14 protein-coding genes are annotated in these 16,294 nt (G+C 58.2%); 3 read left to right on the top strand and 11 right to left on the bottom strand.

The window, feature by feature from the left end; genetic code table 11:
* Nucleotides 1-13: 13 nt before the first annotated feature.
* The 5 genes from NC979_RS18055 to NC979_RS18035 all read right to left on the bottom strand — a co-directional run bounded on the left by NC979_RS18055 (nt 14) and on the right by NC979_RS18035 (nt 8,639).
* Nucleotides 14-1,000, bottom strand: coding sequence for a glycosyltransferase family 10 domain-containing protein (locus NC979_RS18055; protein WP_190519458.1), 987 nt, complete (start codon nt 998-1,000; stop codon nt 14-16).
* Nucleotides 997-2,199 (bottom strand): glycosyltransferase family 4 protein, encoded by a 1,203-nt coding sequence (locus NC979_RS18050; RefSeq protein WP_190519455.1) that lies wholly within the window; start codon nt 2,197-2,199, stop codon nt 997-999. The genes NC979_RS18055 and NC979_RS18050 overlap by 4 nt, the downstream gene beginning before the upstream one ends.
* Before the next feature lie 35 nt (nt 2,200-2,234).
* Nucleotides 2,235-4,340 (bottom strand): ABC transporter ATP-binding protein, encoded by a 2,106-nt coding sequence (locus NC979_RS18045; protein WP_190519453.1) that lies wholly within the window; start codon nt 4,338-4,340, stop codon nt 2,235-2,237.
* A 116-nt stretch (nt 4,341-4,456) separates the two neighbouring features.
* Complete coding sequence (locus NC979_RS18040; protein WP_190519451.1) at nt 4,457-5,749, bottom strand: glycosyltransferase; 1,293 nt, start codon at nt 5,747-5,749, stop codon at nt 4,457-4,459.
* 247 nt (nt 5,750-5,996) lie between these two features.
* Entirely contained in the window at nt 5,997-8,639 is a 2,643-nt protein-coding gene (locus NC979_RS18035) for a DEAD/DEAH box helicase (RefSeq protein ID WP_190519449.1), read from the bottom strand.
* 234 nt (nt 8,640-8,873) lie between these two features.
* On the opposite strand from NC979_RS18035, the gene NC979_RS18030 reads away from it, so the two are divergent.
* Nucleotides 8,874-9,026 (top strand): hypothetical protein, encoded by a 153-nt coding sequence (locus tag NC979_RS18030; protein ID WP_190519444.1) that lies wholly within the window; start codon nt 8,874-8,876, stop codon nt 9,024-9,026.
* A gap of 163 nt (nt 9,027-9,189) precedes the next feature.
* Complete coding sequence (locus tag NC979_RS18025) at nt 9,190-9,642, top strand: hypothetical protein (protein WP_206755257.1); 453 nt, start codon at nt 9,190-9,192, stop codon at nt 9,640-9,642.
* An 82-nt stretch (nt 9,643-9,724) separates the two neighbouring features.
* Here NC979_RS18025 and gloA read toward each other — a convergent pair whose 3' ends face one another.
* From gloA to NC979_RS18005, 4 genes are all read right to left on the bottom strand, one after another.
* The gene (gene gloA, locus NC979_RS18020) at nt 9,725-10,156 is read right to left on the bottom strand and encodes a lactoylglutathione lyase (protein WP_190519661.1); all 432 of its coding nucleotides are present in this window, start codon (nt 10,154-10,156) and stop codon (nt 9,725-9,727) included.
* A 62-nt stretch (nt 10,157-10,218) separates the two neighbouring features.
* Nucleotides 10,219-11,139, bottom strand: a complete 921-nt coding sequence (locus NC979_RS18015; RefSeq protein ID WP_190519440.1) for an SPFH domain-containing protein — start codon at nt 11,137-11,139, stop codon at nt 10,219-10,221.
* Nucleotides 11,140-11,472: 333 nt separating this feature from the next.
* Complete coding sequence (pheT, locus tag NC979_RS18010) at nt 11,473-13,113, bottom strand: phenylalanine--tRNA ligase subunit beta (protein WP_190519438.1); 1,641 nt, start codon at nt 13,111-13,113, stop codon at nt 11,473-11,475.
* A 236-nt stretch (nt 13,114-13,349) separates the two neighbouring features.
* On the bottom strand, nt 13,350-13,883 hold the full coding sequence (locus NC979_RS18005; protein WP_190519436.1) for a Dps family protein: 534 nt from the start codon (nt 13,881-13,883) through the stop codon (nt 13,350-13,352).
* A gap of 208 nt (nt 13,884-14,091) precedes the next feature.
* Between NC979_RS18005 and NC979_RS18000 the strand changes: the two genes are divergently transcribed.
* A complete protein-coding gene (locus tag NC979_RS18000; protein WP_190519434.1) occupies nt 14,092-14,349 on the top strand; it encodes a hypothetical protein in 258 nt (85 codons plus the stop codon).
* 29 nt (nt 14,350-14,378) lie between these two features.
* On the opposite strand, the gene NC979_RS17995 is transcribed toward NC979_RS18000, so the two are convergent.
* Both NC979_RS17995 and NC979_RS17990 read right to left on the bottom strand, forming a co-directional pair.
* A complete protein-coding gene (locus NC979_RS17995; protein WP_431191082.1) occupies nt 14,379-15,866 on the bottom strand; it encodes an AAA family ATPase in 1,488 nt (495 codons plus the stop codon).
* Nucleotides 15,853-16,284 carry a VOC family protein gene (locus tag NC979_RS17990; protein ID WP_190519429.1) on the bottom strand — a complete coding sequence of 144 codons (432 nt, stop codon included), beginning with the start codon at nt 16,282-16,284 and terminating at the stop codon, nt 15,853-15,855. Before NC979_RS17990 ends, NC979_RS17995 begins: the two co-directional genes overlap by 14 nt.
* Nucleotides 16,285-16,294 lie beyond the last annotated feature (10 nt).

Here is a 16,294-nt window from a genome sequence, read left to right as displayed (position 1 = left end):
GCTGTGCTCCTACTTACGCCTGATTTTCCACCCATTCTGACAACCAGTTCATTAGGTTAAGTTTGTGGAGGATCACCTGGCGGGCTTCGGCGATCGTATCCTTTGCCTCTAGCCAAGCATCGGGACTGGCTGTCACTTCGCGGATGTACTCAATCCCCTTCGCGTCTAGGCTGGGCAGGCGCAAAAAGCTGCCGGAGGGCAGCAGCTTATCCGCCGCACTGCCGCCGTAGTAGATAGGCAAACACCAAGCAAGCAGGGCATCCCAGAGCTTTTCGCTGGCGTACCAATTGTTGTCGGCAAAGTTTTCGATCGCCAGGTTGTAGGTGTAAGGAGCCATGCCCGACCATTTATTGCTAAGTTCCCCCGCCGTACGGGTGCCAAGGGGCAGGTCACGTCCGTAAACCTCGACGGGCGCGCCGCTCTCCTGAAGCTGCTGCAAAAAGGCTAGGCGCTGGCGGTGGCTCTCGGTGCGGTTGATGCCCGAGGTAATCCAGCTGCAGGGGCTGTGCTTTTCGGGGGGTGGCGCTTCATTCAGCTCGCGGAAGGAGACATTCACGTACCAGATGGCGGGCATGTAGGCAGGGCTTGGGGCTGAGTCGTCGGGGCCAGAGACATAGCCGCAGTAGTCGCGGGCGTAGGCGTAGTTGAGCAGGTTTTGCGAGCGCACCTCAGGCAACGGCGGCTCGCGCAGCAAAAAGGCAGTACGTTCTTTGGGTACTTGACTGAACTGGGGAGGCAGCTGGCTGAGAGCTTCCACCGAAGCGGCAGATTTAGCAAAGGGCAACGCGTTGAGTAACCGCTGCGATTTTGACTGGGGCTTAGGGGCCAACCGCTCGTGAAAGTTGAACTGATACAGCAGCAGGTAGTCGGGCTTTGAATTCTGCGATTGCAGCTGCATGTTGCCCCATATCCCAAAGGGCTCGGGCGTCTGCTTCCACAGCCAGTCGCACTGAGTTAGGCCGCCGTAGCTCGACAGCATGCCAACAATAGGACGGGTCATGGGTTTCCTCCCGGCAGTTGAGGGTGGTATCGGGCTTCTACGTGGGACAAAATTTTCTCAGTGCGAGCTTCCCAAGAGTAGGGTCGAAGGGCGTCTACGTTGGGGGCAAAACCCTCAGCTGGGCGGGGATGCTGGGCGAGCACCTGCCTCAGGCTCTTGGCAAAAGCCGGGGGTTGGTTGGGAGCGCACCAGTCGGCAATCTGTGCCGCCAGGGGCCAGTTTTCGAGCGACGGAATGCGGGTGGCCACGACCGGAGTGCCTGAGGCGAGGTAATCAAATAGTTTGAGGGGGGAGGTAAAAGTGGCAGCCTTACCTAATAGGTGGGGATGAGCCAGGGCATCGGCGGCTTGCAGCAGGTTGGCTAAGTCTTGCTGTGCTAAAAATCCAAGCACATCCACATTTTCTAAGCCTAGGTTCGCAATGCGATCGCGGTAGTGCTGCTGCTGGTCAACGGGTCCACCGGCCAAGGCAAATTTCACCTGAGGAAATTGGGGTGCGATTTCTAGCAATAAATCGACGCCCTTGAACTCGTGCAAAGCCCCGGCGTAGACGACGAGCTGGGTGAAGGGTGGAGTGAGGAGGCGATCGCGCCACTCCTGCGCTGCTGCTGGATGCCGCGTCAAAAACTGCGTGTTAAACCCGTTGGGCACTGTAATTACCTTTTTCTCGGGCACCCCGCTGCGCACAATGCTCTCTCTCACCGTGTCGATGACGGTGACGACCGCCTGCAAAAGAGGATGGGTCGCCATTTCAAGCTCGAAGGGTTTTTCGGTGTGGTGGTGGCACTCAAACACCACCGGCACCCCCTGCTTAAGGGCGGCTTTGGCAAAATTCCAGTCCCGGGTGTGGACTAGGGCGGTGCGGATGGCTAGGTGCCGCGGCCAGTAGTATTTGCAGGCTACAGTGCTGGCGTTGGTGAGCTTGTGCTTGACCCGGTCGATGGGCCAGGGCATGGCTAGGGGGAGCAGTTCTAGCCGGTGTTGAATGTTGAAAAATTGGGCGAAGGCGTCATCCACTGGTTGAGGCTGTGGATTGACCCAGCGCCAGGGTTGCCAAGCCGTCGCGCCGCGATCGACAAAGGCGAGCTGGGTGGGGTAGCCCAAGTTGGCAGCAGCGTTGGCGCACTGCACCGTTTGAATCAGGTGGGCTGCTGGTTGGGGTAGAGTGTCGCGAATGAAGAAGAGGTAGGGGCGGGTCATGGGTGGGGAGGGGGCAAGTTTTGAATTTTGAATTTTTAGTTTTGAATTGAAACGGGAGATGGAATGGAGGTTAGGGACGGGTGGTGGGCGAGAGTTTCTGGTGGTGGGGCAGAGGAAGGGATTGGGTCGCTGGCGGAGGCAGTCTGTTTTTCGATAGCTTCGAGAGTGGGGAGGAGGTTGAGGGCAGCGTGGTAAGCCTCTTGGACGAGTTCTTCGGTTTCAGGGCCGTCTTCGACCAGGCCGTCGGCCAAAAGCTGGAGGGAGCCGAGCACAATATTCAGCCCGGTGCGCAGGTCGTAGGAGGCGGCGTTGGTAATGGCTGGAGAGATGGGGCAGGAGCCGGTTTCTTGGGCGAACTGCACGGTGTAAAGGTAGGTGTAGCGTCCATGTTTTTGCAGCAGTTCTTCATGGGTGCCCAGCTCGACGACGCGGCCCTGGTCGAGCACAGCAATCTGGTGGGCTTTGCGAATGGTGGAGAGGCGGTGGGCAATGACTAGGGTGGTGCGATCGCGGCTCAAATCTTCCAAGGCTTCTTGCACCAACTGCTCTGACACCGTATCTAAGGCGCTGGTGGCTTCATCAAGGATCAAAATTGGCGGGTTTTGTAGTAGGGCGCGGGCAATGGCGATGCGCTGACGCTGGCCACCCGAGAGCATTACGCCGCGATCGCCCACCACGGTGTCAAAGCCCTGGGGGAGCTGGCTGATAAATTCGTAGGCGTTGGCCTGCTGGGCGGCCTGCACCACCTCAGCGTCGGTGGCCGCCGACTGGGCGTAGGCGATGTTGTCGCGCACGGTGGCATTAAACAAAAACGTGTCTTGGCTAACAATGCCCATGGCCCGACGCAGACTGCCTAAGTCAAACTCGCGCAAATCTATCCCATCGATGGCGATGCGGCCCGCTATCGGGTCATAGAAGCGGGGCAGCAGATCGGCCAGGGTGGACTTGCCCGCGCCGGAGGCCCCCACCAGGGCCAGGGTGGTGCCCTTGGGCAGCGAGAGAGTGATGTCGTGGAGCGACCAATCCTTGGCAGTGGGATATTTAAAGGCGATGCCTTCGAAGGTGATGCCCTGGCTGAGGGCCGTGAGGTGGCGATCGCCCTGGGGCATAAACGCTTTGTTGTCGCGGCGCAAAAAGTCGTAGACCAGGTCAACGCTGGCGGAACTGTTGGCTAGCTGGCTGCGGGCCGAGTTGAGCTGTCCCACAAACTGAATCACCCGCGACAGCACAAACAAAAAGGTCAGCAGCAGGGTAGCCGAGGCCGCCGAGCCGCTGCCCAGCCAAAACTGGCTGATCAAAATAATTGCTACCAGAGCCAAAATGCTGAGAATTTCGTTCAGCGGACCGATGATGGCGGTGTTCATCTGCGATCGCAGGGCGGCCTGCTCGCGCTGCTCGATGAGCGCTTCTACCTGAGCGAATTCTGCTGCTTCGTTAGCGGTGGCCTTCACCAGGCGCATGCCGTTGAGCATTTCTAGGGTGCGCACCGAATAGTCTTTAGAAGCCTCCGCCAGGGCCTTGCCGTGCTCACGGGCGCGGGCGATCACGTAGCGGTTGAGCAGCAGCACCCCGACCATCAGCACCACCGCGGCCAGCGTTAGCGACCCCGAAATCGACAGCAGCACCACCGTAAAAAACAAAATATTCAGCGACGCCCGCAGCAGGTTAATCACCGCGTTGATGGAGGCTACCGCCCGGCCAATTTGATCGTTCAGCCGCTGGATAATATCCCCAGTGCGCATGGTGTTGTGGTAGTCGATATCGACCTTAAGCAGCAGGTCGAGCCCATCTCGGCGCAGATCGCAGGTGAGGCGGCGGCTGAGCCCCTCGCTGGTGACGCTGCTGAGGTAGTTGGCCAGGTTTTTGAGCAGAATGGTCAACACAATAAAACTCAGCATGAGCACCGCTCGCCCCGGCCCAGGGATGCCCAAAACGGGTTCCAGCAGCTTTTCTAGCAGGGGAGGTAGAGCGATCGCCCCAGCACTGCCGGCCCCGGTGCCCAACAGCTCAAACACCGCTGGCACAATCAGCGTGGTGCCCACCCCGTTAAATACCGCTCCCGAAAAACCCAGCCCGATGGCAGCCAGAATTCGCCAGGGGTAGCGTTTTGCGTGGTTGAAGAGCAGCTTTTGGGCGGTCATGGAGCGTTGGGGAGTGAATGGGTAAGGGGTGGTAGGGTGCATTCGGCGGTCAGGGAAAGTAGGGATGCTCCCAGGACATTGCTCCGCCAATGCACCAATTCTGAGAATTTCGGCGGTCAGGGTGGGTTAGCATGTCCCAAAATATTGCTCTGCCGATGCACCTTTGCGAGAATGTTTTGCTGAATAGCTTGGTGCAGACCTACGCCCATGGCGGCCATGCTGTAGTGGGTGAGGCAGCGATCGCGCGCTCGTTTCCCCAACTCAAGGGCATGGTCGTAGTTGGCAAAAATGGCGGTAATCTGCGCTGCAAGCTGCGCTGGGGCATCGGCATCGGCCATATACCCACAGCCGCCAAGAATTTCGGGAATGTCGCCCACTCGCGTCGCCAGAATCGGTTTTGCCATCGCCATACCATCGGTCAGCTTCAGCGGAAACTGGGCCTGGGCGGCGGGGGTCTGGCGCTGGGGCACGACGATGACGTGGGCAGCAGCGATCACCCTGGGCATCTCCTCGTAAGGCTGCTTGCCCAGGTGAATAATGTGCTGGGGCCAGCGATTGCAGAGGGTGCGATCGTAGTCGTCGTAGGGGCTGCCGCCCACAATGACCAGCTTTAGGTCGGGCTCATTCAGCCGATCCATGGCCGTCAGCAGATCCTCCACGCCTTTGTAGGGGCGGGGCGCACCAGGAAACATGAGCACTCGGTAGCCGGCCAGATTGTAGGTAGCGCGGCTGGCGGCGGGGGAGTAGCGATCGGGGTCAAATAGCTCGGTATCTTTGCCGTTGGGGATGATCGTGCCGCCAAAGCGCCGTTGCAAGAACCCGTTATGAGTAGTCACCAAGTCAGCCTGAGCAACCCAGCGTTCCATCCACCGTAAATAGAGGGGATGGTCGGGATTTCGCAGAGCGCCGCCCGTCTTCAACAGGTCCCGCCCTAGCTGTCGGGCAGAAGGACGGTAGCGGTAGCTGTCTCCCCCATGCCAGCTGAGTTCCCAATCGTCAATGTCGAGAATAACGGCGCGGCGGTGGCGCATACGATGGGCCAAAGCTAAGCCAAAGCTGCTGGCTTTGAGCTTGTAGGCGTAGATAATATCGCCGCTGAGCTGCTGAAATAATTCGCCCACCGCCTTGGGCCCTGGGTAGGGCGAGGGGATGGCAATGGTATGCAGGGGGATGGCGGTGGCGGAAGGTTCTAAAGGCGCAGTTTGGCGATCGCCTTCTGTCAAAAACCCCACGATTTCTGCTGCATAGCCCATGCCTTGCAGGGCTTGCCCCAGCAAAAAGGGTCGCACGGCGCTGCCCCAGCGTCCAGCGCCCCGACTCGACAAATCACTGACTAAAATTGAAATTTTGGGTCGTGCCCCCACAGCAACAGGAGGCTCAGCGACGGGCTTGGGACGGTGGTCGAGCATGGGTCTACGGAGCCAAACGGGGCCAGCGGCCAGGGAGTATCTATAGCGCTGGCCAAATAGCTGAGGACTAGAGAAGCTAACAAAGCCAAAAAACGGAACGTTATCTGGCTCGCCACGCTACTTACTGCGTGTTGTCTTCACTGGTCATCACCAAGTGGCGATGGCTATACCTAGAACGGAAACGCACTCCTATAGCTTGCCCACCTTCGCCGCTGACCTTAAGGTTGACCGATGCGATCGCCGTGGCTCAGCCGATTTCCTCGTTAACTGGGAAGCGGTTCATGAGGTCCTTGGCGTCGCGGGCGGCGGTGCGCAATCTGTCGCTGATGTAGGGCACGTGGGGAATTTGAGATAGCACATCGAGGGTGCGACGCAGAATGCGAACGATGTCGCCTTCATCGAGGCTGGTGTTGCTGCATAGGGTGACCCAATCGACTTGCAGGGCCCACTGCTCGACTAAGCCTACCAGGTCATACTCCAGCCAGAGGGGGGCGGTGATGTGGCGGCGGTGCTGCTGCTGGTAGAGCTGGCGGCGCAGGCTGTGCAAGCCACCCAGCGCTTCTTCAACGGTGCCGGAGAGTTTATAGCGACACCAGCTGTCGGGGCGCGAATTTTCGGTGACTAAAGCCGCGAAGGCGGCAGCTAGCTGGGCGGCATCGAGATGGTCAAACTCGCCCGACTCTAGGGCCAGGGCTAGCCACAGCTCATTGTCGCCGCGAATGGCGGCGGCCATTTCGCCCAGCTTGGTGGGGCGGTTGTCCTCAAGGCCGCCAAAGTGCTTCAGCACCTCCATGATGTGGAGAAATTCTTGCCAGTAGCGGCCGGTGTACTGGGAGAGTTTTTGCTGGCGATCGCGCCATTCGTCCTCTAGATCGCGCAGCCGCTTTTGGCGCTTGAGCAGCCCCTTGGCGTTTTCCCACTGGCTGGCGGGGTGCATGGCTAAGGTATGCTCGACCTCGCGCATGCGATCGAGCTGGTCTTGCACTTCGGGGGCCAGCATTTCGAGGGTGGGAGGCGTGGCCATGGTAGCGGCGATCGCAGCGGTGTAGTCATCGCCCCGGCGGCGCTGGCCCGGACTGGGGGCGAGATCCGTCGGTGGGGCCAGCGTATCGACCGACTGCAAGCGGGGAATATCGGCGTGCAGGCCGACCACATCGGCGGCGGTGACCATGCACCACTGATTGGTTTTGGTCAGGCATACCAGATAAGGGAACTGGCCTGAGCCCTGCACCTTGGTGACCAGCACGGCGGGTACCGGCTCACTGACGGGAATGTGCTTGCCCTTGAGGGAAAGCAACGTACCGGCGATCGCAAAGGGCACCATCTTGGCTACGTCGTCGGCCAGCACCTGGGCCGCCTGCTGCTGTAAGGTTTTCAGTAGTCGCCGTTCTTCCTTCAGGCGCTCTTTGAGTTTGGCGTACTCAGCTAGCAACCCCTCGTCGAAGGCAGCGAGCTGGGCCTGCTGATGGGCGATCGCCCCCTCCAGCCGATCGATCTCCTGCTGCTGGGGCACTAGATGCAGGGTGGCGAGGTACTGGCCAAAGCTGCGCTCGATCAGGTCCTTTGCTTCATCTAGCGAATGGGTTTGCAGCAGGTTGAGCACCATGCCGTAGCCAGGGGTAAATTGGCTGACCAATGGATCGGCCCCAGAGGTAGCCAGGTGCACCGCCTCTCGCGACCCTTCAAAGGGGCTTTCGACAGTGACCACATGACCCTGGAGATCCATGCCGCGCCGTCCGGCTCGCCCCGCCATCTGCAAAAATTCTGAGGAGGTGAGCAGGCGGTGGCCGCTGTCGGTGCGCTTGGAGAGGCTGGCGATTACCGTAGTGCGGGCGGGCATGTTGATGCCTGCGGCCAGGGTCTCAGTGGCAAATACCACCTTGATCAGCCCAGCCTGAAACAATTCTTCGACCAACCCTTTCCACAAGGGCAAAATGCCTGCGTGGTGGGCGGCAATGCCTCGGTATAGCGGCCCCACCTGACCGGCCCGGCCGGCGTCGGGGTTGTGGCCGAGAAAGGTATCAATGCGGAGCTTGAGTTCTTGCGCTTCCTCGTCCGTTACCAGCGACATATAGCTGACCTCATCCACAGCTTTGTCGCAGCCCCGGCGGCTAAAAATAAAGTAGATGGCGGGCAGCATATCCCGCTCTTGCAGCTGACCTACCACAAAGGGGAGGCTCACCCGGCCGCTGCCCCGCTTGCCCGGCTGGCGCTGGGGAGCCCGCTGCTTTTTAAGCTGGGGGTTCATGGCCTTTTGAGACGCGTCTAGCAGCGGTACGAGTCGCTTGCCGGTGCAGTAGTGAAACTGTAGCGGCACTGGGCGAAAGTCAGAATAGATTAGCTCGGTAGGGCCGTGAACTTTTTGCAGCCAGTCGGTGAGCTGGCCGCTGTTCTCAACTGTGGCGGAGAGGGCCAAAAGCTGAATTTCGGGTGGGCAGTAGATGATTGACTCTTCCCAAACGGTGCCGCGCTGGCGATCGTTCATGTAGTGGCATTCGTCGAGCACCACGGCTTCTACCTGTTGCAGCGTGGTACCCGTCTCGCCAATGCGAGTGCCGTAGAGCATGTTGCGAAAGATTTCAGTGGTCATCACCACGATCGGGGCGTCGCGATTGATGGAAAGATCGCCCGTTAGCAAACCAACCTTTTCGTAGCCAAACTGATCGCGAAAATCGCGCAGCTTTTGGTTAGAGAGTGCTTTAAGGGGAGTGGTGTAAAACACTCGCTTGCCGTGGTCTAAAGCACGGTAAATGGCATATTCGCCGATGAGGGTTTTGCCAGAGCCAGTGGGGGCGCACACCACCACAGACTTATCGGCATCGAGCGCCGCCGCCGCCTGGTATTGAAAATCATCGAGGGGAAAGGGAAATAATTTGGCGAGGTCTAGCACGCGGTTGGCACGATAGTAAGGGAATCACTATTCTAGTGTGCCAAGAGATTGGCAAAACGGATTGTCATGCCGGCTTAAACTTAGCGGCTTTCTATGCAAGAAATGGGCCAATTTTTGTGGCTATTCTCAATACATTAAAGCCAGATTGGCCAATGTTTAAGCTGCGGTCCAAGGAATTATGAAAGTGCTTTTACACGTCCTAGGACTCATCGCTACGAGGCTGGCCTGGTCCCTGTGAACCCAAATTTTGTTGTGGGCGATCGCCCTAGCCCGCTACTTTTGGTGAATATTCACCGCTGGCCTATCAGTGCTACTGCCCTGTGTCTAGTCGATCGCATCTATTGTCATCGGTTGCCGACGGCGATCGCCATCCAGACCTGTCTTTGACATCGCTTGCTTTAGCCTCCGCCGTCAGCGAAACCTCACAAAACCTTTACCTAGGCGTCCCGCTCTAATCCAAATTTTGGCAGGATTTTGCCCCAAAGCGGCTGAAAATCGAACTGATCAAGCAAGCAAGCTTGACTCAACCTGTTAGTGAGGAGGAGTGATGATGAAACTGAATGTAGCCCTATTGTCTGTGGCGGTGGTGGGTGCTGTGGCATCCCAAGCCCAGGCCCAGCAAGTCCCCGACTACTATGTGGGTGCTGGTGTGCGCGCTGGGTTTAACGACAGCGCCTCATTTGTGATTGACTCTAAGGCTAGAATTACTGAATTGGGCGATCGCACCACGCTCTCAGTGCGTCCCTCCCTCGTCTTTGACAACAGCACCGAACTGCGGCTGCCTATCTCTGTCGACTACGCCCTCGATCAGGCTCTTTACCCCTACGCCGGGGCCGGAGTTGCCTACAATGCCGACGGTCGCTCCGCCATTGACCCGATGATTACCGCTGGGCTCGACTGGGGCATCACCCGCAGCGTAGTTATCGATATCAACGGCAGCGTCCTGTTTAAGCCTAGCGATACTGACACTGAGATCACGGCTACAGTTAACTATGCCTTTTAAGGATCGCTAGGGGTATAAGGTATAGGGTTTCAGGTGCAGGGCCGAACCTTGCACCTGAAACCCTACACTCTGTCTATTTTTCCTAACTAACCGCCATCTCTGGCTCTGCGGCTCTGCGGTGCCCCTCAGAGCTGCCCAGCTGAATCAGCTCGACCTTGTAGCCGTCGGGGTCCTGGACAAAGGCGATTACCGTCGAACCGTGCTTCATGGGGCCAGGCTCGCGCACTACCTCGCCGCCCTGGGCTTTGATGCGATCGCACGTCCCGTAGATGTCGTCTACGCCTAAAGCAATGTGGCCATAGGCGGTGCCCAGCTCGTAGGACTCTACGCCCCAGTTGTAGGTCAGCTCTAGCACGGAGTGATCGGCCTCATCGCCGTAGCCCACAAAAGCTAGGGTAAACTCGCCGCCGGGGTAATCTTTTTTGCGCAGCAGCTGCATACCCAGCACGTCGCAGTAAAACTTGAGAGAACGATCCAAGTCGCCGACCCGCAGCATGGTGTGTAGTAGTCGCATGGTAAGTTCGCTGTCGTAATTGATCTTTACCATTATGACCATGACACCCAGCAGCGTGGTGACTACTCCTCGGCTGTAGGTTTAGCCTGCAGGTTGCCCAAAACTTTGGATAGCTCTAGCGGAAACAATATCACCGTATTCGACGGACTAGCCCCCAGACCATCAATGCTTTGCAGAGTGCGTAGCTCCAGAGCGATGGGGTTGGCCTCCATAATTTGGGCGGCGGCGGCGAGGCTCTGGGCGGCTAGGCGATCGCCATCCGCTTTCGTAATTGTTGCCCGCTTTTCTCGCTCTGCCGAAGCCTGGCGCGACATCATCCGCTTTAGATCCTCCGGCAGCTCAATGTCTTGCAGACGAATGGAGTCGATGTGCATGCCCCATTCCCGTACCTGGGCTTCCACGATCGCCCCAATCTGGGCCTGGATCTGCTCTCGCTCCGACAGCAGATCATCGAGCGAAAGGCCACCCACTACATCCCGGAGCGCCGCTTGGGCATACTGCGACACCGCAAATCGAAAGTCTTGAATCGAAATCACCGCCTTCTGGGCATCGTTCACCTGAAAAAACAGAGCGCTGTCGATTTCGGCGGGCACGTTATCGCGGGTAATCACCTTCTGGCGCGGAATATTGATCACCAGGGTGCGAGTGTCAATAAATTGCACCGACTCCAGTATCGGCACGACGTATAGCAGCCCCGGCCCCCGCACGTCCTGAATTTTGCCCAGCTGCAAGATCACTCCCCGCTCCCACTGGGCGGCCACCCGCACCCCGCTCACCACCACATTCCACAGCACGGCGACAATGGCCCCAGCGGTCAGCCCCACCGTGCGCTGCCGCTGAGGTAGCCCAAAGAAGAGCAGGGCAAACAACACCGCCATGGGCACCAAAAATAGCACCTGACGCACCCCTCGCCCCAGGGAGACGTGGCCTTCGGTCGGTTTGGCGTAGACCCGGCTGGGTCCGTCAATAGAAGAGTCGCTCATGGCATTCCCGCTGAAGGATGACGACCAGATTAGCCAACAGGTAAGGGTGCATAAGGGTTGCATCACAATTTTGGTGGCAACCGTAATATTTAGTTATGGCGTTTCCCCAGGCTAAGCCTTCCGAATGCCTCAGCCCAACGCGGCATTTCATCATGCGGCAAGCTGTCGCTGGAGCTGGAATACCACGACAAACTAAAACCCGGAGCATTAGCCCTCGATCAGCCTGACGGTGATAGGTTAATCGGAGTTCAAGGTTCACCCTCTGCCTTGAACTCAAAACCCAAAACCCCAAGCTGTTAGAGCCTTCTGCAACTAGCCTGGTCAAATACTAGATCAACGCCGCCGCTCAGAAGCCGCGAGCAGGCTAGCGGTACAGTCTAGCTCCCCAGCGCAGACCGGCTCAGGGAACGAAAAGTGCTCAAGCACCTGGGGATGAATTTCGCCAAACTCCCCGACGGGTTGGCCATTAATCAGTACCGTCGCTGCCCGCCCGGGGAGGTAATAGGGGGCGTGGCAGGTAGTCAATTCATAGCTCAACCCTAGGGCTTTGAGCATGGTCTGCATGTAGGCTTTGGCGGTAGTAAACGAGGCGCGGGCATCTAGGCTGGCAAAGCTCCAGTGCTGGCTTTCGTCAGGGGCATTTGCCGTCTTGAACCGCAGCACTTCCCCGGTTTCATAAATATTGATAGGTTTGGGCGCGTTAATGTTGCGGGCCAGAATATCTAGCAGCCCCGCTTGCAGGGTAGTGCGAGTGGCGCTGAACGTTCGGCTTTTGGCATTGCCCGTCTGCACATAAGAAGCCCCAAACAAATCGAGAATTTCAGGATCGGTGAGCACAAAACTCTTCACCTCCATCAGCCCCATGCGCTGGGCTAAGTCGCCCACCTTAAACATTGCCTGGCGTAAAGGGTCGGCTTCCCCCAGATGAAATTTGACCGCCAGGGGTTCGGCTTGGAGTGTACCAATGCCCAAGGCCACTAGCAGATCCCCCGCCAGGTCGACCTGGCTAAAGATGTCGGTGCGGTAGGTAGGTACATGCACCACATCGGTACCGCTCACCTCCAGATCCATGCGAGAGAGTACTTGACCCAGGCCGCTCTTAGGAATAGCGGTGCCCATAATTTCGTTGAGGTATTTGGCCGAAAACTGAACGGAGCGGCGGGCCAAGCTTGGGGTGGTGAGAGTGCCCTGGGGAGTGACAATCTCCACCGTCTGCACCTCAGCCCCGGTGTCTAAAAAGTTGTGGGTCAGGATATTGGCGGTCTCCAGCACCGTTTGAGCCAAAATGCCGGTGACGTCAATGAATAGATTGCGGGTGTTGGCATCCACTTCTCCTACCCCCGCTGCATTGATGATGGGCGGCATGGAGAGTACGGTGCCGTTGGCATCACGCAGCACAAGGGCATAGTCATTTCCCGACAGGGTATGGCCATAGGTCTTACCCGCCGGGTGCTCGCGCAGAATTTGCCGGGCCGTCATGGGTTGGGTGCTGTGTAGGGGCACAAAGGTCAGCTGATCTAGCGATTCTGCTGCGTAGGTTAGGTCGCCACTGATTTTGTCGAGGTCGTAGACGCCGATCGCAATTTTCTTGCGCTGGCGGCCAAAGGTTTGGGTCACCTTCTCCTGAAACTGCACTAGCACCTCTAGCCCGCCGCCTTGCAGGTCAGCCCCTCTCACAACTAAGGCAGCAATGTGGGGCCGTAGGGGCAACACCTCAGGTTGTACGGTGACCCGACGACCCGAAGCGAGCAGCTGATTGGGGACAGTTCGGGATAGGCCGTTGTAGATGTTAATTGCGCGAGTAAACCCTTCTGCCGCTAGCAGGTCGGGCCGCTCGGCGGTGACTTCAACCTCTAGGGTCTGGTCGCCTAGGGTGGCATCTAGGCCATAATCAAAGGCCTGCTGGGCTAGCTGCTCTGGGGCGGTGGAGGTGAGCCGTTGCAGGTAGGTGAGGGGAAAGGTGACGGTGGGCATGGGTGAGGGTGAGGGAGATGGCGGGTTGGGGAGATGGGTGAGTTGATCCTCCCATAGGTTATGGGGAGTTAGGTGCAGATGGGCGCAAAAAGCACCCCGCCTGTAGGCTACTTTGAGAAGCCTACAGGCGGGGTGCTTAATGAAGCTCGATTGGGTTGGTGACTGGCGTTACCAGACCAACTTCAAGAATTTACGACTGTACTAACCTAAAGTGGCCAGTGCTGGATTGAAGCAACTTACGCTAGGTTGCTCGTCGCTAGCTCTTGATCGCGGGTGCCGCTCGATTCAAAGGCTTCGCCATCCAAGAAGGAGCGCAGCATCCAAGCCATTTCTTCGTGCGCTTCCATTAGGCCGGTCAGAAAGTCTGAGGTGCCCTCGTCATGGAACTCTTCGGAGGTTTGGTCAACAAAACCGCGCAGGTTGCGAATGATCTGCTCGTGATCGTTGACCAGGCGCTTAACCATTTCTTGGGCAGAGGGCAGATCGCCAGGATGCTCTTTCAGAGAAGCATTCTTGAGAAATCCTTCGGCAGTGCCCAGGGGGTAGCCATTGAGCTGGCGCACCCGCTCGGCTACGGAGTCAATGCTAATGGTGAGGGCTTCGTAATGCTCTTTCCACAGTTCGTGGAGGGTGCGGAATTGAGGACCAACTACATCCCAGTGGTACTTCTTAGTTTTAATCAGTAACAGGTAGGCGTCGGCCAAAACCTTATTGAGAATTTCGGTTACACCCTGGCGTTCTTGTTCAGAAAGGCCAATGTTAATGCTCATAGTTATGTCTCTTCGGAGTCCGTTCCCCTACATCTAACCGCAGTAGCCCAATAGTCTCATCTGCCTAATGTGGGACATTGCGCCTCAAAAGTCCCTAACTTGAGGATGTTTTGGAGTAGTAAGTCCTTCGCAGGTTAGATGTTGGAGGCTAGTAACGGGCCTAGTTTAGAAATCGAACGATCGATCGCCGTTTAGACATAATCTTGCTATGGCTAGCTCATCTCCGCTAACGGGAGTAATTTTAGTAGACTGCGCCAAGGCGAATGCCAATGAAGGGCTGGCGATCGCCACCGAGCGCTGTGGCTACGGCAATGACACCGCTCAGTTTCAAGCGGCGCTGAAGGCGGCCTGTGGCGACATGAATATAGCGATCGATGGCCTCTCAGATTTAGTGGATAACAAGCCGACGGTGCTGATACCAGAACCTGGCGAGGTCGTTGCGCCCGATAGCCCCAGCGAACTGTAGCGGTTTCACAGGCAGGCTTTAGCCGGACGCTACGCTTTTTTGGATTTGGTTTGTTGCGCTGGCTTTTTGGGATCAGTCTTGGGCGATCGCGCCGCCTTTGTTTTGGGCAGGTTCATGCTTGGGTGGTGCAAGGCTAGGCTCTGGTGCAGCCCCTCTACCGTCAGCACTGGAGGGTCAGCTTGCTGGGCTAAAGCAACGGCAGTCTGAGCTAGGGTAACAATTTCACCGCCGGTTAGCGGCAGCTGCTGAGCAATCTGCGGCCATCGCAGGGTACGTTCTTTTTTGACACCCCTAGGGATAGCTCGCTTCCACAACAGTTCGCGGGCGGCAGCATCGGGTCGAGGAAACTCGATTACCCCGGTCATGGCCTGTCGCCAAGAGGGTTTGATGCTTTGCAGGTAGGGGCTGGCTAGGAGCGTCAACCCCGGCTGGCGGCGACGCTGAATGCCCCACGACTGCACCAAAGCGGCTTCGATGGTGGGGTTGCGACCAAACCAGTGGGGCGCATTTTTGAGCAGCAACACGCAGGGCGGCAGGTTAACCAGGTCTTCGAGTTCGGGAATGTTGCCCTCTTCGTCGGGGGCGATCGCCGCCAGATCAACCATCACCAGCAGCAGTTCTAGCTCGGCGGCTAGCACCTTGGCGGCGAGGGTTTTGCCGGTGCCGTTGGGGCCAGCCAGTAGCACCATAGTGCCGTCGGTGGCGCGGGCGGCGGCGGCCACGGTTTTTAGCTGGGCCAGCTGAGGGTCGGGCAGCACTAGGCTATTCCAGCTTTCAGCCGGAACTTCTGAGGCTTCCTCCGCCTCTAGGGCGGGGGCCATGGCCCAGGCATTAAGGGTGGCGGGGTCGGGTTCTTCGGAGAGTAGATAGGTGGTGAGATCTTCGGTCAGGCGCAGGTGGCGGCTGAGCAGGGTAGTGTCTTCGGCGTTGAGCCACTCCACCAGACCCAGGTTTGACAGGCGACTGTTGGGGGCGATCAGGGGGCGCGATCGCCTCCATTCCTGGTCATTTCTGCACAGCAGCCGCATGCACAGGTCGACCGTGGGCAAATCCCAGTCAGACTCGTCGTGCTGGTAGTGCAGATAGCTGTAGAGCCGCCCAAACCGTTGGTTGACCTCAGGAGCCAGGGCCAGCAGCAGCACGTTTTTTTCAAACATGGTGAGCTGGAGTCGATCGCGCAACTGAGGCAGGGCCAGCACCACTCCCTGCCGCTGGCTGGCCAGAATGCGGGCCTCTAGCTGTTGGGCATAGCTGCCGCTGGGGCGCTGGGTCTTAGGCGGGCGAGCATTGTCGTAGTTAGGCTGGCCATTGAGGCTAATGATGCCCTTCCACCAGTGGCGGGTGACCCGATCTTCGCCAGACAAGGCAAAGTCGTCCAGCTCTTGCAGCTCGCGCTTTTGCCGCGATACGGCCACCATCAGCAGGCGATCGAGCCAGGCCAGCTCGGTTTTTAGATAGGCCCAGTTGTCGGTAAATGGGGTCATTCTCTCAAAATTAGGCCCCTCAGGGTTGGACATAGCCCAGCACTCGAATAAATTCCAAAGGCAGTCCGTCGGCATCGGCGAGAAAGGCCACCTCATAGACGCGATCGCCAATGATTTGCTGCTGGGGTTCCAGCAGCACCTTGGGCATCGCCGCCGCCGCTTGCTCAAACCGCTGGCGCAGCTCCTCTAGCCACAAAGGCAGGCTAGAGGTCGCCTCGGTGAGATCAAAGGATAGATGATAATAGCCACTGTAGTGCTCATCGCCAAAGGCATCGGCGGCGGGGCGGGGCTCCGGCACCTGAATTAGCTCAATGCGGCCCCCCAGACCCTCCATCCAGCAGGCCAGGGTGATGCCAGCGGTAAAGCGTTCGTGGACAGTAAACCCTAAGGCTTCGTAGAAGGCGATCGCGCGGTGAATATCCTGGGTGCGAATGGACGCGTGGTGAAGCATCGGGCGGGCG

It is taken from the genome of Leptolyngbya subtilissima AS-A7 (genome assembly GCF_039962255.1).
In the GTDB taxonomy this organism is placed as follows: Bacteria; Cyanobacteriota; Cyanobacteriia; order Phormidesmidales; family Phormidesmidaceae; genus Nodosilinea.
The sequence above is the reverse complement of the archived record's forward strand: the minus strand, read 5'-3'. Positions and strand labels throughout refer to the sequence as shown.